The following is a 22,580-nucleotide window of genomic DNA, read 5'->3' on the forward strand; positions in this document are numbered from 1 at the left end:
CCATGCGCTGGGTGTGCATTCTGTTCCCACAATTGGCGCTGGACGCGGTACTGCGCCAGCGCCCTGATCCCGATGAGCCGTTGGCGCTGCTGACCGGCCCGGCCCAGCGCCGGGTGCTGCAAGCGGTCAACGGCGCGGCGCGGGCGCTGGGCTTGCGCCCGGGCCAGTCGATGACCGCGGCCCAGGCCTTGAGCAAAGGCTTTGTCACTGCCGAGTACGACGCCGCCGAGATCGAACACTGGCAGCAGTTCCTCGCGGCCTGGGCTTATCGCTTCAGTTCCCAGGTCAGCGTGCATTACCCGCGTGCGGTGGTGTTTGAAATCGAGTCGAGCCTGGGCCTGTTCGGGCCCTGGACTACGTTTGAGGCACGGCTGCGCAGCGAACTCAGCGAACTGGGTTTTCGTCACCGCATCGTCGCCGCGCCCAACCCGGTGGCGGCGCGGGTGCTGGCCAACGTGTATGACGGGCTGGTGGTGCCGGACGATCAAGCCTTGCGTTATCACCTGGGACAACTGCCGGTCGACCGCATCGCCCTGGAACCCACGGTGGCCACGGCGTTGTCGCGCATGGGCCTGCGTACCTTGAGCCAGGTGCAGGCGCTGCCGCGACATACCCTGGCCCGGCGTTTCGAGGCCCCGGTGCTCAAGCATCTGGACGCCTTGCTCGGTCTGCGGCACCTGGCCCTGGCGTTCTACCTGCCGCCAGATCGCTTCGATGTGCGCATCGAGCTCAACTTCGACGTGCAATCCCATCAGGCGCTGCTGTTTCCATTGCGCCGGTTGACCGGGGATCTGTCGGCGTTCCTCTGCGGCCGGGACAGCGGTGTGCAGCGTTTCGACCTGCACCTGGAACACGCCGGGTTGCCGGACAGCGTGATCAAGGTCGGGCTGCTCAGCGCCGAGCGTGATCCGGCGATGCTCTTCGAACTGGCCCGGGGCCGCTTGGAGCAAGTACAGGTCGAGGCCCCGGTGCGCGGTTTTCGCCTGTGCGCCGAAGACTTGCCGAGCTTCGTGCCCCAGCGCCAGGAACTGTTCGACGACCGCCCGCAGCAGTCCTTGCCCTGGGAGCAATTACGCGAACGCCTGCGGGCACGGCTGGGGGATGAGGCGGTGCAGGGTTTGCGTTTTCAGGCCGATCACCGCCCCGAGTGTGCGTGGCAGACCCGCGTCGATAACCAGTTCTGCGGCGGATTGCCGGGAGTCCATCGGCCGGGCTGGTTGCTGACCGAACCGCTGGCGGTGCACGAAGGTTCGGCGCGGATTCTCATGGGGCCGGAACGCATTGAGTCCGGTTGGTGGGATGGCGCCGATGTGCGCCGGGATTATTACCTGATCCAGACCCGCGCCGGCCAGCAAGGCTGGGCCTATCGTGTGGTGGGTGAGGGCGGCCCGTTGTGGCTGCAAGGCTGGTTTGCATGAGCGTCGAATATGCCGAACTGCATTGCCTGTCGAATTTCAGTTTCCAGCGCGGGGCCTCCAGCGCGCTGGAGTTGTTTCAACGGGCCAGACAGCAGGGTTACCGGGCCCTGGCGATCACCGATGAATGCACCCTGGCCGGCATTGTCCGGGCGTGGCAAGCGGCGAAGTCGGTTGAGTTACCGCTGATCATCGGCAGCGAAATCCGTATCGAGGACGGGCCGAAACTGGTGCTGCTGGTGGAAAACCTCGAGGGCTATCAGGCGCTGTGTCGGCTGATCACCCGCGCCCGACGCCGCACACAGAAAGGTCAGTATCAAGTCCTAAGGGAGGACTTCAGCGAACCGTTGCCGGGATTGTTGGCGTTGTGGGTGCCGGACGCGGTCGACGATTTTGCCCAAGGTCACTGGCTCAAACAGGCCTTTGCCGAACGCCTGTGGCTGGCGGTCCAGTTGCATCGCGGGCAGGACGATAGCCGACGGCTGAACGACCTGTTGATGCTGGCCAGGGAACTGCGCATTCCGGCGGTGGCCAGTGGTGATGTGCACATGCACGCCCGTGGCCGGCGTGCCTTGCAGGACACCATGACCGCGATCCGCCATCACCTGCCGGTGGCGGCGGCCGGGTTGCGCCTGCATCCCAATGGCGAGCGGCATTTGCGCGGCCTCGACGTCGTGGGTGAACTCTATCCACGAGCCTTGCTCGATGAAACCCTGGTCATCGCCCGGCGTTGCACCTTCGACCTTGGCCAGTTGCGCTATCAATATCCCCGGGAACTGGTGCCGGAAGGTCATACGGCCACGTCCTGGTTGCGGCATTTGACCGAAGAGGGCATCCAGTGGCGCTGGCCGGTGCCGCCGCAGGCCAAGGTGTTGAAGCAGATCGACAAAGAGTTGGAGCTGATCGCCGAGCTGGGCTACGAAAGCTATTTCCTCACGGTTCACGACATCGTGCGCTTCGCCCGCGAGCAAAAAATCCTCTGCCAGGGCCGGGGCTCGGCGGCCAACTCGGCGGTGTGTTTTGCCTTGGGCATCACCGAAATCGACCCGGATCGCACCACGCTGCTGTTCGAACGGTTTCTGTCGAAGGAGCGCAACGAGCCGCCGGACATCGACGTGGATTTCGAGCATGAACGCCGTGAAGAAGTCTTGCAGTACGTGTTCCAGCGTTATGGCCGCAGCCGCGCCGCGCTGACGGCGGTGGTCAGCACCTATCACGCGGCCGGCGCGGTGCGTGATGTGGCCAAGGCCTTGGGCCTGCCGCCGGATCAGGTCAACGCCCTGGCTGATTGTTGTGGTCACTGGAGCGACAAGACCCCGCCCGTCGAACGCCTGCTGGAAGGCGGCTTTGACCCCGAGAGCCCGGTGCTGCACCGGGTCTTGAGCCTGACCGGGCAACTGATCGGCTTTCCCCGGCACCTGTCTCAGCACCCCGGCGGTTTCGTGATTTCCGAGCAGCCGCTGGACAGCCTGGTGCCGGTGGAAAACGCGGCCATGGCCGAGCGCACCATCATCCAGTGGGACAAGGACGACCTCGACGCGGTCGGGTTGCTCAAGGTCGATATTCTGGCCTTGGGCATGCTCAGCGCGATTCGCCGCTGTTTCGATCTGCTGCGCCGTCACCGAAATCTGGACCTGAGTCTGGCGACCATTCCGTCCGAAGACAAACCCACCTACGAAATGATCGGTCGTGCCGACACCATCGGCGTGTTCCAGATCGAGTCCCGGGCGCAGATGTCGATGCTGCCCCGGCTCAAACCGGTGAATTTCTACGACTTGGTCATCGAGGTGGCCATCGTCCGACCGGGGCCGATCCAGGGCGGCATGGTGCATCCGTACCTGCGCCGGCGAAACAAGCAAGAGCCCGAGGTTTATCCGTCCCCGGCACTGGAAACCGTGCTCAAGCGCACCCTGGGCGTGCCGCTGTTCCAGGAACAGGTGATGCAGATCGCGATTGTCGCTGCGGATTACAGCCCCGGCGAGGCCGATCAACTGCGCCGTTCCATGGCCGCCTGGAAACGCCACGGCGGGCTGGAACCGCACAAGGATCGCCTCGCCGCCGGAATGAAGAAAAACGGCTACACGGCAGAGTTCGCCGCGCAGATCTTCGAGCAGATCAAGGGCTTCGGCAGCTACGGTTTCCCCGAGTCCCACGCCGCCAGTTTCGCCCTACTGACCTACGCCAGTTGCTGGCTCAAATGCCACGAACCGGCAGCGTTCGCCTGTGCGCTGATCAACAGCTGGCCCATGGGTTTCTACAGCCCGGACCAGATTCTGCAGGACGCCCGCCGGCATCATTTACAGATTCGCCCGGTGGACGTGCGCGCCAGCGACTGGGATTGCAGCCTGGAACCGATCAGTGGCGCGCAACCGGCGATCCGCATGGGGTTGCGCATGATCAAGGGCTTTCGCGAGGACGATGCCCGGCGCATCGAAGCCGCCCGGTCCCGGGGCGCGTTTGCCGACATCGCCGACCTCGGCGAACGGGCGCAACTCGATGCCCGCGCCCAGGAGCAACTGGCCGATGCCGGGGCCTTGCGCGGGCTGGCCGGCGACCGCCATCGGGCGCGCTGGGAAGTGGCGGGGGTGCAGAAACAGCTCGGGTTGTTCGCCGGGTTGCCGCGTCAGGAAGAACCTGAGGTGTGTTTGCCAAAACCCACGGTGGGCGAAGATTTGCAGGCCGATTACGCCTCGGTTGGCACCACCCTTGGCCCGCACCCATTGGCATTGTTGCGCGCGGAATTGAAGGCCCGACGCTGTCGCAGTTCGAAGGAATTGCTCGACGTCGAACATGGCCGCCCCGTTAGCGTGGCGGGGCTGGTCACCGGCCGCCAACGACCGGGCACCGCCAGCGGCGTGACCTTCGTCACCCTTGAAGATGAGTTCGGCAACGTCAACGTGGTGGTCTGGCGTGATTTGGCCGAACGCCAGCGCCAGGTGTTGGTCGGCTCGCAGTTGCTCAAGGTTGATGGGCGCTGGGAAAAGGAAGGCGAAGTGCGGCACCTGATTGCCGGGCGGTTGAGCGACCTGAGCCCCTTGCTCGACGGCATCAGCGTGCGCAGCCGGGATTTCCGCTGATCCGGGACGCCGATCGTTCCCAAGCTCTGCGTGGGAATGCAGCCCGGGACGCTCCGCGTCCCAATGGAACGCGGAGCGTCCCTTGAGGCATTCCCACGCGGAGCGTAAGAACGATCATCGCGGGCCGTGTGGGGACGATTATTTACCAACAGGCCAAAACCGCTCCCCACCCCCCGGCGCCTCCGTCCACGCCTGCAACGACCGGGTCGGCAAATCGAAATAATCCCGCGTGCGCGCATAGCCATGCCCGCCCATGCGCCCGATCGCGTCCAGTCCCAGTTGATCGATGTACAGGGTTTTCGGGTCGATCAGTTCATCCCGGACGTGGGCCATCAGCACCTCGCCAAAGATAATCTCCCGGGATTGCCCGATGGACAGCGCCATCATCCGCCGACACTCCAGCGCCACCGGCGCTTCGCCGATCCGGGGGCATTTGACGGTGGTGCCGGGGATGGCGGTGAGGCCGGCGGCGGTGAGTTCGTCGAAACCGGGGGCGAAGGGCACGGCGCAGACGTTCATGGCTTCCACCAGCGCATCGTTGACGATGTTGACGGTGAATTCCTGGTTGAGCTGGATATTGCGCGTGGTGTCTTTGGGGCTCTGATCGCCGTAGTTCTCCACGCCCAGGGCGAGGATCGGCGGGTCGGCCGACAGGGCATTGAAGAAGCTGAAGGGCGCGGCATTGATCCGGCCTTCGCCGTCGATGGTGGTGACCAGGGCAATCGGCCGGGGCACCACGCTGCCGATCAGGATCTTGTATTTGTCCCGGGGGCTCAGTTGGCTGAAATCGAAGCTTTGCATGGCAGAAATCTCTAAAGAAGGGGGTCCATCGCGCTCAGCGGCGCGTGTGCGCTGTAGTCATCGGCGAACGGAATGGCCGGTTTGAACAGGTCTCGCCAGTCCGGCTGGCCAAAGGCCCGGTCGCTGTGGCTGCGCATCAGTTTTTCGAATTGGCGTTGGGCCTGGCGTTGCAGTGCGGGGTAATCGACGCCCTGCACCTGGCCGTCCTGCATCACGCAGCGGCCGTCGATGTAACTGGCGATGCAATCGTCGCCGCGCCCGGCCAGTACCAGGTTTTTCAGGGGATCGAACAGCGGCCCCAGATGCTGGCCGCGCAGGCTGAACACGGTGATATCGGCCTTGGCCCCCGGTGCCAGGCGCCCGAGGTCATCGCGGCCCAAGGCCTTGGCGCCGCCGAGGGTGGCGGCGTTGTACATATCCAGCGTGCTGGTTAACGTGTTGCCGCCCTCCATCAACCGGGCGATGTTCAAGCCCTGGCGCATGTTCTCCAGCAAGTCCGCCGGCCAGGTGTCGGTGCCCAGGGCGAAGTTGATGCCCTTGGCCCGGTAGCGACCGAACGAGTTCAACGCTTCACCATCCCGGGCAAACACCACGGGGCAATGCACCAGGCTGGTTCCGCCATCAACCAGCCGTTGCGAATCGTCGTCGCTGGCGTAGATGCCATGGGGCAGCAGACTGCGCGGGGTCAGCAGGTCAAGTTGCTCCAGCCACGCCAACGGCGAAACCCCACGCAGTTGCTCGACCATCGCCACTTCGCCAAGCCCCTGGCAGCAATGCAACCGCATCGGCGCGTTCAATTCCCGGCTCAACGCCGCCGTGCGTTGCAGCAGCGCCGGGGTGCAGGTCTGGATGCGATCCGGGAGCAGGGCGCCACGAATCAAACCGTCATGCGCGCCATCGAAATCATCAAAAAACCGGACAGCCGCCTCCAGCCCGGCCATGCCCCGAGTTTCATCCCAGTGGTGACCCAACGATCCGTCAGCCCGCCAGTAACTCATGCCACTCATGTAGCACGGCCCAAGATAAGTCCGCAGCCCCAACTCGCCAGCCACGCCGGCCACCGCCGCGAACTCGTCGTAGGTTTCAGCCCACTCGCGGTAGTACATCGAGGTGATCGGCATCGCGGTAGTAATGCCGTTGCGGATCAACTGGGTGAAGGCATAGCGATACTTGAACACCTCTTCATCCGGCGTATAGCTCTCCCGCGGACCCGCCTTCAAATAGTCCTCGGACCACATCCGCCCCATGGCCCGCTCATCGCCGTTATCGAGGGTCAGCACCGTGGAATCGAGGTCGCCAAGGGCATCCAGATCGATAAAACCGGGACCGATCAACGCATTGCCGTAATCGACCCACTGCTCCACCGGCCCCGGATACCCGCGCCCGACAAACACAATGCGCGAACCGTCGAATACCACTTCACCGTCGCGCCACAGCACATGCTGCTTGCCATCGAACCCGACCACGCAACTGGCTTTCAAACCGATCACAGGCGACTTTCCAACAAGCGACCCTCGGCCGCGATCAACCGCCCGCCGCGATAAACCTGGCGCAGCGGCCGCGACACCACCGCTTCACCCAAGGTCTGCACCGGCATCAGTAAAAAGTCCGCCGGGCTGCCGATCTCCAACCCATAACCTTCAAGGCCCAACGCCCGAGCGCCATTCACCGTCGCCGCGTTAAACGCCGCCGCCAGTTCCTCGTCCTTGTTCAAATCAAAGCGAAACGCAAGCAACATCGCCCGTTCCAGCATGTCGCCATTGCCCATGGGCGACCAGGCATCGCGAATGCCGTCCGAACCCAGGCACACGTTCACCCCGGCCTCGCGCAAGGCGAGGTACGGCGGTACCGCGCAATCCGCCGGGGCCGAACTCATCAGCGAAATTCGCAGCGCCGCCAGCCGCTGCGCCAGCGGTTTGACCTGACTCCACGCCAACATCCCCAGGCAGTACGCGTGGCTGATCATCACCCGACCCTCGAGCCCAAAACGCTCGGTGTAATCGGCGATCAACTTGATCTGCCACAGCCCCAGTTCACCCTTGTCATGCAGGTGAATGTCCACGCCGCGCCCGAATTCACTGGCCAGCGTGAACACGAAATCGAGCTGGGCAATCGGATCGTTGTCGATGCCACAGGGGTCGAGCCCGCCGACGTTCTCCACGCCCAGGACCATGGCCTCGCGCATCAGTTCGGCGGTGCCGGGGCGGCTGATCAGGCCGGTTTGCGGGAACACCACCAGTTGCAGGTCAATCAGGTCGCGGTAGCGTTCGCGCAGCTGTTGCATGGCCGTGACATGCCGCAGACCGAATTCCGGGTCGATGTCGACGTGGCAGCGCATCGTCAGCGAGCCCCGGGCGATGCAGTTTTCCAGCAGCGCACCGGCACGTTGGGCAATCGGTGTTTCGACGTCCCGCAGCACGGCGCGCTCGTTGGCGATGTAGTCCTTGAGCGTCGGCCCGGCGCTGTTCGGGCGCCAGGGTTGGCCCCAGAGGGTTTTGTCGAGATGGACGTGGCTTTCCACCAGGGCTGGGGTAAGGAGTTGGTGTTGGCCGTCGATGTCGGTGGCGGCCAATGGGGTGTTGGACGCGGGGCGGCGGGCCTTGAACAGGCCGTTTTCGATTTGCAGGTCTTCGACGGTGGCGCCGTAGGGGCGCACGTTTCTTAGCCAGGTCATTGTTTACCTCGTAATCGTTGGTGTTTGGGCGGGCGCCATCGCTGTAGGAGCAAAGCTTGCTCGCGATAGCCGCGCCTCGGTCTCAAACGAGACAATCAACCCTTGAGCTTCGACCAAATCCGATCCTGCAGCTCCCGCGCCTTGTTGCTGCATTCCTTTTCCGGCCGCAGGCGCGAGGCGTATTCGTCGGGCATGTTGATGGCGTCCATGACTTTCCATTTGGCGTCGAGCAACTGGTCGCTCTGGATGCCGTTGGCGTAGGCGATGGCGTTCGACACGGCGGCGGCGTTTTCCGGTTTCATCATCCAGTCGATGAACATCTTCGCGTTGCCGGGGTGCGGCGCACTTTTCGGTACGGCGAAGTTGTCCTGGAACATCGCCAGGCCTTCGCGGGGATACACGTACTTGATGCTGCTCTTCTGCAACGTCGCGCGGGCGGTGGAGCCGTTCCAGTTCTGCATCATGATCACTTCACCGGAAGCCATGCGGTCCACGGTGTTGTCCGAGCTGTACATCTTTAAGAACGGTTTCTGCTTTTGCAGCAGCTCCAGGATGCGCTTGGCGTCCTGGGGGTTTTCCGTGCACTCGTCGACGTTCAGGTAATGGCTGGCGGCATTGATCACGCTGCTGGAGGTGTCGAGGGCGGCGAGTTGACCTTGCAGTTCCTTGCGCGGCTCGAAGAACTCTTTCCACGAGTCGTCGAGCTTGCCCCCCGGCACGCGGGCACTGTCATAGGAAAACCCGGTGGTGCCCCACAGGTACGGTGCGGAAAATTTGCGTCCCGGATCGAAACTCGGATCGCGGAACGGACCTTTGACGTACTGGAAGTTGGCCAGGGTCGGCGTGTCGATTTCCAGCAACAGGTCCTGCTTGATCAGGGTTTGCATGATCGATTGCGACGGCACGATCACGTCATACGCCGCGCCGCCGGCTTGCAACTTGGCGAGCAGGGTTTCGTTGCTGTCGTAGCCGTCCATGGTGACTTTGATCCCGGTTTCCTTTTCGAATTTGGCCAGCAGGTCCACCGGGTAATAGTCGGTCCAGTTGTAGAAGAACAGTTCTTTGGGTTCGGCAGCCTGGACGCTAAAGGCTGCGAAGCAACTCAGGGCCAGACCAGAAATAGCCAAACGCAGGGTTTTCACTTTCATCAGAAAAGCTCCAGAATTTTATTGGTTTTTGCCGCGCTGCCCCAGCCAGAAGGCCAGCACCACCAGCACGATGGAAATCACCAGCATCAGGGTCGAGATCGCGTTGATCTCCGGCGTTACGCCGGCCTTGATCGCCGAGAAGATGTACACCGGCAAGGTCGTGGAACCGGGGCCGGCGACGAAGAAGGTCATGATGAAATCGTCGAGGCTGACCACGAACGCCAGCACCGAACCGGACAACACCGCCGGCCACAGCAGCGGCAACGTCACCCGGCGAAACACCTGCCACGGGTTGGCGTACAGGTCGTTCGCCGCTTCCAGCAGACTCTTGTCCAGATCGTTGAGCCGCGCGCGGATCGGCAGATAAGCGAAGGGAATGCAGAAGCCGATGTGCGCAACGATCACGGTCAGCAACCCGAGCTTGATTCCCAGCGCCATGAACAGCAGCAACGTGGCCACGGCGGTGACGATCTCCGGCAGGATCAACGGCAGGTTGATCCCGCCCTCGACCATTTTCTGGCCATAGAACGGCCGGTAGGTCGCCAGCGCCGCGAGCAAGGCAATGGCCGTGGCGCACACCGTGGCGATGCTGGCGACGATGATCGAGTTCAGCGCCGCCGTCTGGATCGACGGGTTGGCCAGGATCCGCCCGTACCAGGCGAAGGAAAACTCGGTCCACACCGTTGCCGAGCGGTTGGCGTTGAAGCTGTAGGCGATCAGCACAAAGATCGGCACGTACAGATAGGCCAGGATCAGCAGGCTGATTTCCCGGGTCATGGGCAGTTTTTTCAGGTGCAGGGCAATCATGCGGTGGCTCCCCGACGAAGGGTTTTCGCGGCATTGCGGCTATAGAGGGCGTAGAGCACCAGCGACAACAGCAAAATCCCCAGCAACAGGAACGACAGCGAACTGCCCAGGGGCCAGTTGCGCGCGGTGCCGAATTGCTGCTGGATCAGGTTGCCGATCATCAGCGTCTTGCCGCCGCCGAGAATCGCCGGGGTGATGAACGCGCCGAGGCTCGGCACAAACACCAGCAACGCCCCGGCAATCACCCCGGGCATCGACAGCGGCAGGATGATTCGGCGCAACGCATGCCAGCGGTTGGCGCCCAGGTCGTAGGCGGCTTCCACCAGGCGCCAGTCGAGTTTTTCCAGGGTTGAGTAGATCGGCAGAATCATGAACGGCAGGAAGCTGTAGACCAGCCCGACGCTGACCGCGAAGTCGTTGTACAGCAGGGTGATGCCACCGGCGCTCGGGAATAGCGCGTTGAGGCTCTGGGCGACCCAGCCCTGTTCGCGCAGGATGATCAGCCAGGCGTAGTTGCGGATCAGCAGGTTGGTCCAGAACGGAATGGTGATCAGCAACACCATGAGGTTGCGTCTGCGCGGGCTCAGGCTCGACATCCACAACGCCACCGGAAAGCCGAACAGGAAACACAACACCGTGGTGCCGCCGGCCTGGAACACCGAGCGCAACAGCGCCTGGGCGTAGACCCAGTTCAGCTCCAGTTCGCCGTCAAAACCTTCCTGGAAAAACAGCTGGATGTAGCTTTGCAATTGCCAGTCGGCCTGCCAGTCGACGCCGCCATACAGGTTGCGCGGCAACAGGCTGATGTAGCCCATGATCCCTAAGGGAATCGCGATCAGGGCCAATAACGTCAGGACCACCGGGCTGAGCAACAGCGCGCGGTTGAGGGCGGGAGAAGTGCTGCTGACGCTCATCTCAGGCCTCCATCAACAGGCAGGCGTGGGGCGGCAGGTTGACCGCGACGCGATCCCCGACCACCCGGCCACGGTTCAGGCCTTCGTTGTTCTCGCGCAGCATGACCTTGATGTCGTTGTTCAAGCGGCACTGGTAGAGCGTGGCGGTGCCGACGTACAGGACGGCTTCAATGACGCCGCGCAGGTGATGCGGTTGCGAAGGATCGACCAGTTGCGAACGCTCCGGACGGAACGCCAGTTGCACGGCGGCGCCGTCGAAACCCTGGGCCGGGCAGGGGATCTCCACTGGCATGCCGCTGGGCACGAAGAGTTTTTCATTCTGCTGGCCACGCTTGAGGTGGCCGGGGAGGAAGTTGATGTCGCCGATGAACTGGGCGACGAACTGATGCTTGGGGCGCTCGTAGATATCGTTTGGTGTGCCGATCTGCAGGATCTTGCCGGCGGACATCACGGCGATGCGATCGGACAAGGTCAGGGCTTCTTCCTGATCGTGGGTGACGAAAATGAACGTGATCCCGGCTTCTTTCTGCACGCGCTTGAGTTCGACCTGCATTTCCTTGCGCAGTTTGAGGTCGAGCGCTGACAGCGGTTCGTCGAGCAGCAGCACCTTGGGTTTCGGCGCCAAGGCCCGAGCCAGAGCGACCCGCTGCTGTTGACCACCGGACAACTCCGCCGGTTTACGCTTGGCCAGGTGTTGCATTTGCACCAGCGCGAGCATTTCATCGACCCGTTTCGGGATCGACTTGCGATCAAGACCCTGCATCTCAAGGCCGAAGGCGATATTCTGCGCGACACTCATGTGCGGAAACAGCGCGTAGCTCTGGAACACCGTGTTGACCCGGCGCTTGAACGGCGGCAAGTCATTGACCGGTTCGCCCGCCAGGCGGATCTCGCCGTCGCTGACGTGCTCGAAACCGGCGATGGTGCGCAGCAAGGTGGTTTTGCCGCAGCCGGAAGGGCCGAGCAGGGTGAAGAATTCGTTGTCGGCGATGTCCACGGACACGTTATCGAGGGCTGGCGCCAGGCCCGGATCGTCGGAGTACCGCTTGGACACGTTGCGCACTGCAATGGCTATCGGTTGACCCATAATGGTGCAATCCTCTAATTATTGTATGCAATGTTTGGATGCAATCTAGAAATAACCGGATTAATCTGCCCGTGCAACCCCCTTTTTCAAAGGCTGATCAGCGCCAGGGGTCGATTACGCAGGGCCAAAGGAGTGTGGGAATGGCGGAGAAAAAACTGGAGACCACGGTCGACCGCGTCTACCAAGGGGTTTACCAGGCGATCAGCAAGCGCTCGTTGCGTCCGGGGATGAAGCTGGGCGAGGCGTCGTTGGCCGAGCTTTTTAATGTCAGCCGAACGTCGGTTCGTGCCGCGCTCAAGCAATTGGAAGCGGATGGACTGGTGACCACCGAGCCCAATAAAGGGGCGTCGGTGTCATTGCCCAGTGACGAAGAGATTCGTTCACTGTTCGAAACGAGGCGCCTGATCGAGATCGGTATCGTCAGCGAATTGTGCCGGCGTCGTGACACGGCGGTGACCCAGGATTTGCGCGATCACCTGCTGCTCGAAGACGAAGCGCACCGCAGCGGCGACCATGAGCGGCTGATTCATCTGCTCGGCGAGTTCCACATCAAACTCGCCCGCAGCCTGAATAATCCGGTGTTGCTGGACTGGTTCCAGAAACTGATCTCCCGCGCCTCGCTGTACGCCGCCGCGCTGGACGATGACAGCCACGAAGCCTGCCGCGACGACGAGCATTTGCGCTTGATCGAGTACATCGAGGCCGGTAACCAGAGCGCGGCGATCGAGCTGACCTGCATGCACCTGAACGGCATCGAGAAGGCGATCCTCGACGTCGCCGCCACCTTGAAAACTGACTACCATCCGCTCAAGCATTTGATTGAGGTGTAACCCCCAACGCTGGGCCTGAGGCTGCCTCTTCACCTGTGGCGAGGGAGCTTGCTCCCGCTGGAGTGCGCAGCACTCCCAAACCGGCCACCACCGAGTTGGCTGGTTTGCGACTGCTTCGCAGCCGAGCGAGAGCAAGCTCCCTCGCAACAAAAGCCTGGCATGTGTGAATCAGCTAACCTCTATGAAACCATTGGCGCCCAGCGTGCTCGAAACAAACGGTCGCCATTACAGGACGCAGAGTCAGTCAATGCAGTTTCTATCGGATAGTCACGGATGTGCCGGCTGGAATGGCGAAATGGCCGGACGCATTCGCGCGTTCGACTGGAGCCTGACCGAGCTGGGCACGATCGATAGCTGGCCGCGCAGCCTGAGCAGTGCCGTGCAACTGATGCTCGCGTCGCCCTTGCCGATGGTGATGCTCTGGGGACGGGCGGGCTACATGATTTACAACGACGCCTACTCGGCATTCGCCGGTGGCCGCCATCCCTATCTGCTGGGTGCGCCGGTGGAACTCGGGTGGCCGGAAGTCGCCGAGTTCAACCGCCACGTGGTCGATACCTGCCTGGCCGGCGGCACCTTGACCTATCACAATAAAGTCCTGGTGCTGTTACGTAATGGCGTTCCCGAGGACGTCTGGCTCGATCTCTATTACAGCCCGGTCGCCGATGATGCAGGGCGTCCCGCCGGGGTCATGGCGATGGTGGTCGAGACCACCGCCCATGTGATTTCCGAGCGCCGGCGCCAGGAAGCGGAGGACGCCTATCGCGCCGACAACGAACGGGTGCGCCTGGCGCTTAATGCCGGAGCCTTGATCGGTTCGTTCGTCTGGGACATCGAGGCCAACGTATTGTCCGGGGACGAGCGTTTCGCCCGCACCTTTTCCTATCCCCCGGACTGCAACCTCGCCGATTTGCCCTCGCGCATCGCCGAATCGCGCATTCATCCCGACGACCGTGCCTGGGTTCAGGAACAGGTCGATCAAGCCGTGCGAACCGGCGCGCCTTACAACGCCGAATACCGCGTGCTGCGCCCCGACGGCAGCTACCTGTGGGTGCTGGCCAGCGGCTGTTGCGAGTTCAACCAACAGGGCAAGGCGTTTCGCTTTCCCGGGGTGTTGATCGACATTCACGAACGCAAGACCGCTGAAGAGTCCTTGCTCAGGTTCACCCGTAACCTGGAACAGCGGGTGGCCGATGAAGTCGGTGCACGGCTGGCGGCGGAGGAGCAATTGCGCCAGGCCCAGAAGCTGGAAGCCATCGGCGGCCTCACCGGCGGCGTGGCCCATGACTTCAACAACCTGCTGCAAGTGATTGCCGGCAACCTGCATTTACTGGCCCGCCACGAACCGGACAACGCCAACGTGCAGCGCCGGGTCAGTGCCTCGATTGCGGCGGTGGAGCGCGGGGCCAAACTGTCGTCGCAACTGCTCGCGTTTGCCCGCCGTCAACCGCTGTCGCCGGCGGTGTGCGACCCCCGGCAGATCTTCGAAGGCCTGGGCGAGTTGCTGCAACGGGCGCTGGGCGAAACCATTCAGATCAATGTGGCGCTGGCCGACGATGCCTGGCGCGTCCACGTCGACCGCAATCAACTGGAAAACGCCGTCCTCAACCTGGCGATCAACGCCCGCGATGCGATGAAGGGCGAGGGCATCATCGGCCTGAGTGCCGAGAACATCGTCCTGGACCGGCGGTTCTGCGCGGGCAAGGGCATCGTCGCCGGCGACTACCTGCGCGTGACCGTGACCGATGCCGGTGCCGGCATGCCGCCCGAGGTGCTGGCCCAGGCGTTCGAACCGTTTTTTACCACCAAGGCTGATGGCCAGGGAACCGGCCTGGGCTTGAGCATGGTGTTCGGCTTCGTCAAGCAGAGCGGTGGGCATATCGAGATCTCCAGCGTGATCGGCGAAGGCACGCGGGTGCAACTGTACTTCCCGCGCAGCCTGCGACCGTTGCCCAACGAACCAGCGACCCCGGCAGCGCCGCAGCACGGTGGGCATGAAACCATTCTGGTGGTCGAGGACAACGACGCGGTGCGCATTGCGGCGGTGGAGTTGCTGCGCGAGGAGGGCTACGAGGTGCTGACCGCCAACAATGGCGACATGGCCATGCAGATGTTGCTGGAGGGCGTGGCCGTGGACATCATCTTCACCGACGTGGTCATGCCGGGCCTGATAAAAAGCTCGGACCTGGCGGCGTGGGCCAAAGTCCAGGAACCGCCGGTGGCGGTGCTGTTTACCTCGGGACACACCCGCGACATCATCTCGCGCAATCACCAGTTGAGCCCCGATACACACCTGCTCAGCAAGCCGTATGGGCCGCAGGCGCTGGCGCAAATGGTGCGCACCGTCCTCAATGGTTAACACGCGCAAACCTGTAGGAGCGAGGCTTGCCCGCGAAGGCGTCCGTCCAGTCGATATGATGTTGACTGACACACCGCCTTCGCGGGCAAGCCTCGCTCCTACAGGGATTTGCGTTTTTTCAGTGATCTAATCAAGGTAATTTCATGACTTCAAAGCGCACCCCAACCCCTCCTTCCGGCATGGTCAGGGTGCGCGGCGCCCGGGAACACAACCTCAAGAACGTCGACGTGGATATTCCCCGTGACGCGCTGGTGGTGTTCACCGGCGTGTCCGGTTCGGGCAAATCGTCACTGGCGTTCTCAACCCTCTACGCTGAAGCGCAACGGCGCTATTTCGAGTCCGTGGCGCCCTATGCCCGGCGTCTGATCGATCAGGTCGGGGTGCCGGATGTCGACTCCATCGAAGGCCTGCCGCCCGCCGTGGCCCTGCAACAGCAGCGGGGCACGCCGAGCACGCGCTCTTCGGTGGGCAGCGTGACCACGTTGTCGAGCCTGATCCGCATGCTCTATTCCCGCGCCGGCAGTTACCCGCCGGGGCAAACGATGCTTTATGCCGAGGACTTTTCGCCCAACACACCCCAAGGCGCCTGCCCTGAATGCCATGGTCTGGGGCGCGTCTACGAAGTCACCGAAGCGCTGATGGTCCCGGACCCGGGCCTGACCATCCGCCAACGGGCGATTGCGTCCTGGCCGCTGGCCTGGCAAGGGCAGAACCTGCGGGACATCCTCGTGACCATGGGCATCGACGTCGACATTCCCTGGCGCAAGCTGCCGAAAAAGCAGCGCGACTGGATTCTGTTCACCGAAGAAACCCCCACCGTGCCGGTGTACGCCGGGCTGACCCCGGAAGAAACCAGAGTCGCGCTCCAGCGCAAGATGGAACCGAGTTACCAGGGCACTTTCACCGGCGCCCGACGCTACATCCTCCACACCTTCAGCCATTCCCAAAGCGCGTTGATGAAGAAGCGCGTCTCGCAATTCATGCTCGGCAGCCCGTGCCCGTTGTGCGACGGCAAGCGCCTCAAGCGCGAGGCGCTGTCGGTGACCTTTGCCGGTTACGACATCGGCGAGTTGTCGCAGATGCCGTTGCTGCAAGTGGCCGAGGTGCTGAAACCGGTGGCGGCGCACAGTTATCTGGAACAGGCCGACGAGCCCGGCGAAGTCCTGACCCACGACCAGACCCGCGAGGCCCGCGAGCAGCGCGTCGCCCACGGCGCCAGTGGCCACGCCAATGCGCCGGATGTGCGCCACACGCCGAACCTGTCGGTGGAGAAACGCCTGGCCGCGCAACGCATTGCCCAGGACTTGCTGGAGCGGGTCAGCACCTTGACCGATCTGGGCCTCGGTTACCTGGCCCTGGAACGCAGCACGCCGACCCTGTCGTCCGGCGAGTTGCAGCGCCTGCGGTTGGCCACGCAATTGGGTTCGCAGTTGTTTGGCGTGATCTACGTGCTGGATGAGCCTTCTGCCGGTTTGCATCCGGCGGATGGCGAGGCGTTGTTCGAAGCCTTGCAACGCCTGAAAGCGGCGGGCAACACGTTGTTTGTGGTCGAGCATGACCTGGAAACCATGCGCCGCGCCGATTGGTTGATCGACGTGGGACCGGCGGCGGGCGAGCATGGCGGCCACATTCTCTACAGCGGTCATCCTTCGGGGCTGGAGCACGTCACGGCTTCCCAGACTCGTGCCTACCTGTTCGCCGAGCAGGTCACGGCAACGCGCAAGATTCGCAAGGCCAAGGACTGGCTGCGACTGGAAGGCATCACCCGCAATAACCTGAACAACCTCAGCGTCGAGTTCCCACTGGGCTGCTTTACCTCTGTGACCGGTGTGTCGGGTTCCGGCAAGTCGAGCCTGGTCAGCCAGGCGTTGCTGGAACTGGTCGGCGCGCACCTGGGGCGAACGGCCAGCGAACCGGAAGAACTGAGCCTGGAGGACGACGCGCCGCAAGTCAGTGGCGGCCAGGTCACGGCGGGGCTGGAATCGATCAAGCGCCTGGTGCAAGTCGATCAAAAACCCATCGGCCGCACCCCGCGCTCGAACCTGGCGACCTACACCGGACTGTTCGATAACGTGCGCAAGCTGTTCGCTGCTACTCCTGAGGCCCAGGCCGAGGGCTACGACGCCGGGCAGTTTTCCTTCAACGTCGCCAAGGGGCGCTGCCCGACCTGCGAAGGCGAGGGGTTTGTCAGCGTTGAATTGCTGTTCATGCCCAGCGTCTACGCGCCGTGCCCGACCTGCCACGGCGCCCGCTACAACCCTCAGACCCTGGCCATCACCTGGGAGGGCTTGAGCATCGCCCAGGTGTTACAACTGACGGTGGACGAAGCGGTCACGGTGTTTGCCGGGCAACCGGGGATCCACCGCTCGCTGGAGGTGCTGCGCGATATTGGCCTGGGCTACTTGAGGCTGGGCCAGCCGGCGACCGAACTGTCCGGCGGTGAAGCCCAGCGGATCAAACTGGCCACCGAACTGCAACGCAACCAGCGCGGCGCGACCCTGTACGTGCTCGACGAGCCCACCACCGGGTTGCACCCACGGGATGTCGATCGGTTGCTGGAGCAGCTGGATACGCTGGTGACGGCGGGGCACACGGTGATCGTGGTCGAGCATGAAATGCGCGTGGTCGCCCAGAGCGACTGGGTGATCGACATCGGGCCGGGGGCGGGGGATCAGGGTGGCAGGATTGTGGTGGCGGGGACGCCGCAGACCGTGGCAAAAAACAAAAAGAGCCGCACGGCGCCGTTCTTGGCCCGAGTGCTGCAGTAATGATCGTTCCTACGCGCAGCAAAGGAATGCCTCAAGGGACGCTCCGCGTTCCACTGGGACGCAGAGCGTCCCGGGCTGCATTCCCACGCGGAGCGTGGGAACGATCAGGTCCTGTAGGAGCAAGGCTTGTTTTCAGGCGCCGTCGAGGGAGCGGCGAACCTTGTCCAGCAATTCACTGATCTGAAACGGCTTGACCAGCATGTCCATGCCTTCGCCCAGGAACACCTGGCGATTCAGCGCATTCTCCGTATAACCGGTCATGAACAGAATCGGCAACCCTTCACGCCAACCCCGGGCGACATCCGCCAGTTCCCGCCCGCTCATGCGCGGCAACCCGACGTCGGTGAGCATCAGTTCAATCGACGGATCACTCTGCAAACGCTCCAGTGCCGATTCGATATCACCCACCTGCGTGCAGCGATAGCCGGCGTCCACCAGCACTTCGGCGACGAACATGCACACCGAGGGCATGTCCTCGACGATCAGCACATGCTCGCCCGAGCCTTGGGAGTCGACGGTCACCGACGGGATTTCGATCGCCGTCGGATCAGCGCTGGCCGGCAACATAATGGTTACTTCGGTCCCGCGCCGGGCCACGCTGCGAATATGCGCATCGCCCCCCGACTGCCGGGCGAAACCGTAAATGGTCGACAACCCCAACCCGGTGCCCTGGCCCAGCGGCTTGGTGGTGAAGAACGGATCAAACACCTTGTCGATCACACTGTGCTCGATACCGGTGCCGTCATCACGAACCGCCAGTGCCACATACGCGCCGTCCGCCAGATTCGGGTCGCCGTGGGAATAGGCGGCGTAGGTGCTGACCCAGATATTGCCGCCCTGGGGCAGGGCATCCCGGGCGTTGATTACCAGGTTGAGCACGGCACTTTCCAGCTGGATCGGATCGACCAGCGCGATGGCCGCCTTGGAGGTCAGTTCCAGCCTCAGGGTAATGCGCTCGCCGATGGTGCGAATCAGCAGTTCTTCCAGGGAGCGGATGTTCTCGTTGATGTCCACCGGCCGGGTATCCAGCGGCTGCTGACGAGCAAAGGCCAGCAGGCGATGGGTCAGGGACGCAGCGCTCATGGCCGAGTTCAGCGCCGCCTCGGCGTAGAACTGAACCTTTTCGGTGCGCCCATCGGCCATGCGTTTCTGGATCAGTTCCAGACTGGTGATGATGCCGGTGAGCAAATTGTTGAAGTCATGGGCGATGCCGCCAGTGAGCTTGCCCAGGGCATCCATTTTCTGCACTTGCAGCAGTTGTGCTTCGGTGCGCACCCGTTCGGCGACTTCCTTGGCCAGTTGCGTGGTGGCGTCGTCGAGCCGGGCCAGGTGCGAGCGTTCGCGGTGCCGGTGTTCGGTGACATCCTCGACGAAAACCAGGCTCAATTCCGGGGTGCGATAGGGTGAAATCTGCCACTCGGTTTCCCGCACCTGACCTTCGACCCGCATGTTCAGCGTGCCTTTCCAGCGCTCGCCATAGGCCAGGCGCAGGCGCAGTTCATCAATCACCGCGCCTTGATCGTCGGCAAAGCACTCGCGCAGGGTGTCCGGGTCGAGGTTGTCCTGGATCAGTTGGGCGAAGGCGTGATTGCATTCGTGGACTTTCAGCGCCGCGTCCATCACCGCGATGGGCGCCGAGACGTTGGTGAAAATCTCGCGAAAGCGCGCCTCGCTTTCGCGCAAGGCATTCTCGGTGTCGCGCACCCGCAGCAGCGTGCGCAGGGTGGCCAGCAACACGTCCGGGTCCACGGGGTGAATCAGGTAGGCATCGGCGCCGGCGTCCAGGCCGGTGATGATGTCGCCGGTCTGGATCGAGGCTGCTGACACATGGATGACTGGGAGCAGGGCGGTCGCCGCATCGGCGCGCAGTTTGCGCACGATGTCGAAGCCGCTCATGTCCGGCAGGTTGACGTCGAGGATCAGCGCGTCGATCCGCTCGCTGTCGATCAGCGCCAGGCCCTCGCCACCGGTGCCGGCTTCGAGAATAGCGTAGCCATGCCGTTCCAGGCGCCGACGCAGGGCGTAGCGGGTGGCGACGTTGTCGTCGACGATCAACAGGCAGATATCACGTTTCATCGGCAGGCTCCACGGCGATGGCCAGCGGGATGATCACGAAAAAGGTCGAACCGGCACCCGGCGTACTTTGTACCCCGACTTCGCCGCCCAGCAACTCGGCAAAGCGTTTGCACAGTGACAGACCCAGTCCGGTGCCGCGCAAGCGTTTCTGCAATGGCGAGTCAACTTGAGAAAAGTCCTCGAACAATGCGCCATGCAGCTCCGGGGCGATACCTATTCCGGTATCTCTGACGGCGAAGCGCACGTGATCGCTGTTTTCCAGGCGCGCCGAGACCCGGACTTCACCACGGGTGGTGAACTTCAGCGAGTTGGAAATGAAGTTGCGCAGGATCTGCGCGAGTTTCTTGTCGTCGGTGAACAGCCGTGGCAGACCCACCGGCTCTTCGAAGATCAGGTCCACGGCGCTGCCATCGACAATCGGCCGGAACATGCCGCGCAGGGCGGCGAACAGGTCGAGCATGTCGAACCAGGCCGGGGAAATGCTGATGCGCCCGGCCTCGATCTTCGCCAGGTCGAGCAGGTCGTCGACCATGTCGCTCAACTCCCGCGCGGCACCGCTGACAAACGCCACCTGCTTGTGCTGCTCGGGGCTCAACGGGCCGTCGAGTTCATCGGTCAGCAGGCCGGTGATGCTCAGGATCGAGCCCAGCGGCGTGCGGAATTCATGGCTCATGTACGACAGGAAGCGGCTTTTCAGGTCCGAGGCCTGGCGCAGTTGTTCGGCCTGTTCATCCAGCTCGGCGTAGAGCGCCAGCACCCCCTGGTTGGTTTCTTCGAGTTCGTTGCGCAGCGCCGTGGCTTCGCCCTGCAATTGGGCGATCAGCGACGCTTGTTCGTCCGGCGTCAGGTTGGGTGACTCAGCCATGCGCGGCCTCCAGGGCAACGACCACTACCGTTACATCGTCCCGGCCGCGACAGAAATCGCGGTGCAGGACAGCGGCAATCACGGCGGGGTGGCGGTGCACCAGGCCGGGGTAATCTTGCAGGTTCCATCGGGACTGCAGGCCGTCGCTGTACATGATCAATAGGTGTCCGTTCACTTGAGCATAGTCAAAGGGTTGAGCCTTCCGGTATTGGCCGCCGACGATGCCGGGGTGGGAGGCCAGGCCACGGGATTTGTCCGGGGTAATCAGGCAGCCGCCGATATTGCCGATGCCGACATATTTCAAGGCATCGCCATCGAACTGGGCGAAGGCTGCCGCGCCGCCACGGGTGCCGATCATGGCGTGATGCATGTCTTCGAGCAACAACATCGGCGAGGCGAACGGTGCCAGGGAGAAAGCTTTCTCTCCGGCCCGGGCGGCGCGTTCGGCGTCTTCGCCGTGGCCCAGGCCATCGATCACCAGCACACTGATGCGCGGCCCGTCGAACGCCAGGTGCCAGACATCGCCACACGCCGGATCGTTATGCAATGAATGCTGGCTGACGCCGATGCGTCGGTCCGGCGCCTTGTCAGTTCGCGGGTACAGACGCGCCAACAGCACTGCGCCCCGTGAGTCCGCATAGACATCAAACACTTCGGTCTGGCGCGACACCGCCCCGAGCCCGATGCCCTGGGTGCCGCCGGTGGAAAACCCATCGGTCAGGCATGCTTGCAAATCAAAGCCGCCGGCCCGGTCCACAGCGAGGATTTCGATCCCGGCGCCGGTCGGGCGGGGCAGGGTCCTGAGATGCAATTCGCCTCTTGCGGCGTGCTTGAGGATGTTGCTCGCCAGTTCCGTGGCCACCAGCGCCACACGTCCGGCGTCGGTGGCGTCGAAGCCGTTTAATTCTGCGAGTTTTTGCGCGGTGCGCCGGGCATGACCGATCTGACTGCTGTCTTCGATCGGCAACACGAGCGTGAGGGTACCGCCAATGTTCATGTCCATCGGGTAATCGTTATGCGAGTGCCTTTGCCAGGCTCGGTTTCCAGTTCGAACTCTTCCACCAGCCGTTTGGCCCCGGTCAGCCCAAGCCCAAGCCCACTGCCGGAGGTCCAGCCGTCGGTCATGGCCAACTTGATGTCGGGGATGCCCGGGCCTTCGTCACGAAAGACCAGGCGCAACCCGGTGCGCGCGTTTTCGTCGAGGATCTGCCAGTCCATGTCGCCGCCACCGCCATACACCATGGTGTTGCGCGCCAGCTCGCTGACGGCAGTCACCAGTTTGGTCAGGTCGATCAGGCGCATGCCGCATTCCTGGGCGAGTTTGCGCGCGGTCTGGCGGGCCAGGACCACGTCTTGCTCGATTTGGATGGGCTGGCTGCCGCTGCTGCGCACGGTCATTGTTCGCGTACTCGAGCCTGTAGCAGTTTCATCCCCCGCTCGACGTTCAGCGCGGTGCTGACGCCGGGCAGGGTCAGGCCCAACTCCACGAGGGTGATGGCCACGGCCGGTTGCATGCCCACCAGTACGGTCTGGGCATCCATGATTTTCGACAGACCGGAGATGGTGCCGATCATCCGCCCGATGAACGAGTCGACCATGTCCAGCGCCGAGATATCGATCAGCACGCCCCGGGCCGAGGTGCGGCTGATGCGCTCGGAGAGATCGTCCTGAAGAGTGAGGGCGAGCTGGTCATGCATGTCGACCTGGATGGTCACCAGCAGGAAGTCGCCCATTTGCAGAATCGGGATGCGCTCCATCG

17 protein-coding genes are annotated in these 22,580 nt (G+C 63.1%); 5 read left to right on the top strand and 12 right to left on the bottom strand.

From position 1 onward, the window contains the following. Positions 1–2: 2 nt before the first annotated feature. The gene (locus ACY4LX_RS16030) at positions 3–1,418 is read left to right on the top strand and encodes a Y-family DNA polymerase (RefSeq protein ID WP_463260521.1); all 1,416 of its coding nucleotides are present in this window, start codon (positions 3–5) and stop codon (positions 1,416–1,418) included. Continuing rightward, complete coding sequence (locus tag ACY4LX_RS16035; protein ID WP_463260522.1) at positions 1,415–4,492, top strand: error-prone DNA polymerase; 3,078 nt, start codon at positions 1,415–1,417, stop codon at positions 4,490–4,492. The genes ACY4LX_RS16030 and ACY4LX_RS16035 overlap by 4 nt, the downstream gene beginning before the upstream one ends. Positions 4,493–4,630: 138 nt before the next feature. On the opposite strand, the gene ACY4LX_RS16040 is transcribed toward ACY4LX_RS16035, so the two are convergent. From ACY4LX_RS16040 to ACY4LX_RS16070, 7 genes are all read right to left on the bottom strand, one after another. Then, positions 4,631–5,293, bottom strand: a complete 663-nt coding sequence (locus tag ACY4LX_RS16040; protein ID WP_463260523.1) for a flavin reductase family protein — start codon at positions 5,291–5,293, stop codon at positions 4,631–4,633. An 11-nt stretch (positions 5,294–5,304) separates the two neighbouring features. Beyond that, positions 5,305–6,783: an amidohydrolase family protein gene (locus ACY4LX_RS16045; protein ID WP_463260524.1), complete on the bottom strand. Its 1,479-nt coding sequence runs from the start codon at positions 6,781–6,783 to the stop codon at positions 5,305–5,307. Further along, complete coding sequence (locus ACY4LX_RS16050) at positions 6,780–7,967, bottom strand: amidohydrolase family protein (RefSeq protein WP_463260525.1); 1,188 nt, start codon at positions 7,965–7,967, stop codon at positions 6,780–6,782. The genes ACY4LX_RS16045 and ACY4LX_RS16050 overlap by 4 nt, the downstream gene beginning before the upstream one ends. Positions 7,968–8,062: 95 nt before the next feature. Beyond that, positions 8,063–9,115, bottom strand: a complete 1,053-nt coding sequence (locus tag ACY4LX_RS16055; RefSeq protein WP_463260526.1) for an extracellular solute-binding protein — start codon at positions 9,113–9,115, stop codon at positions 8,063–8,065. Between the two features lie 18 nt (positions 9,116–9,133). Continuing rightward, positions 9,134–9,922, bottom strand: a complete 789-nt coding sequence (locus ACY4LX_RS16060; protein ID WP_149658194.1) for an ABC transporter permease — start codon at positions 9,920–9,922, stop codon at positions 9,134–9,136. Further along, positions 9,919–10,836 (bottom strand): ABC transporter permease, encoded by a 918-nt coding sequence (locus ACY4LX_RS16065; protein WP_463260527.1) that lies wholly within the window; start codon positions 10,834–10,836, stop codon positions 9,919–9,921. The genes ACY4LX_RS16060 and ACY4LX_RS16065 overlap by 4 nt, the downstream gene beginning before the upstream one ends. Before the next feature lies 1 nt (position 10,837). Then, entirely contained in the window at positions 10,838–11,923 is a 1,086-nt protein-coding gene (locus ACY4LX_RS16070) for an ABC transporter ATP-binding protein (RefSeq protein ID WP_149658192.1), read from the bottom strand. A 140-nt stretch (positions 11,924–12,063) separates the two neighbouring features. On the opposite strand from ACY4LX_RS16070, the gene ACY4LX_RS16075 reads away from it, so the two are divergent. From ACY4LX_RS16075 to ACY4LX_RS16085, 3 genes are all read left to right on the top strand, one after another. Continuing rightward, positions 12,064–12,753, top strand: coding sequence for a GntR family transcriptional regulator (locus ACY4LX_RS16075; RefSeq protein WP_149658191.1), 690 nt, complete (start codon positions 12,064–12,066; stop codon positions 12,751–12,753). 247 nt (positions 12,754–13,000) lie between these two features. Further along, positions 13,001–15,112, top strand: coding sequence for a hybrid sensor histidine kinase/response regulator (locus ACY4LX_RS16080; protein WP_463260528.1), 2,112 nt, complete (start codon positions 13,001–13,003; stop codon positions 15,110–15,112). Positions 15,113–15,255: 143 nt separating this feature from the next. Next, positions 15,256–17,880: an excinuclease ABC subunit UvrA gene (locus ACY4LX_RS16085; RefSeq protein WP_463260529.1), complete on the top strand. Its 2,625-nt coding sequence runs from the start codon at positions 15,256–15,258 to the stop codon at positions 17,878–17,880. A 132-nt stretch (positions 17,881–18,012) separates the two neighbouring features. Here the strand turns inward: ACY4LX_RS16085 and ACY4LX_RS16090 are convergent, their stop codons facing one another. From ACY4LX_RS16090 to ACY4LX_RS16110, 5 genes are read right to left on the bottom strand one after another with little or no spacing between them, the layout of a single operon-like run. Beyond that, positions 18,013–19,956 carry a response regulator gene (locus ACY4LX_RS16090; protein ID WP_463260530.1) on the bottom strand — a complete coding sequence of 648 codons (1,944 nt, stop codon included), beginning with the start codon at positions 19,954–19,956 and terminating at the stop codon, positions 18,013–18,015. Beyond that, a complete protein-coding gene (locus ACY4LX_RS16095) occupies positions 19,946–20,821 on the bottom strand; it encodes a sensor histidine kinase (protein ID WP_463260531.1) in 876 nt (291 codons plus the stop codon). The genes ACY4LX_RS16090 and ACY4LX_RS16095 overlap by 11 nt, the downstream gene beginning before the upstream one ends. Further along, entirely contained in the window at positions 20,814–21,818 is a 1,005-nt protein-coding gene (locus tag ACY4LX_RS16100) for an ATP-binding protein (RefSeq protein ID WP_463260603.1), read from the bottom strand. The genes ACY4LX_RS16095 and ACY4LX_RS16100 overlap by 8 nt, the downstream gene beginning before the upstream one ends. Then, the gene (locus ACY4LX_RS16105) at positions 21,815–22,219 is read right to left on the bottom strand and encodes an anti-sigma regulatory factor (protein ID WP_054055096.1); all 405 of its coding nucleotides are present in this window, start codon (positions 22,217–22,219) and stop codon (positions 21,815–21,817) included. Before ACY4LX_RS16105 ends, ACY4LX_RS16100 begins: the two co-directional genes overlap by 4 nt. After that, complete coding sequence (locus tag ACY4LX_RS16110; RefSeq protein WP_059405963.1) at positions 22,216–22,578, bottom strand: STAS domain-containing protein; 363 nt, start codon at positions 22,576–22,578, stop codon at positions 22,216–22,218. Before ACY4LX_RS16110 ends, ACY4LX_RS16105 begins: the two co-directional genes overlap by 4 nt. Between the last annotated feature and the right edge of the window lie 2 nt (positions 22,579–22,580).

This window comes from Pseudomonas sp. Emmai (genome assembly GCF_055179735.1).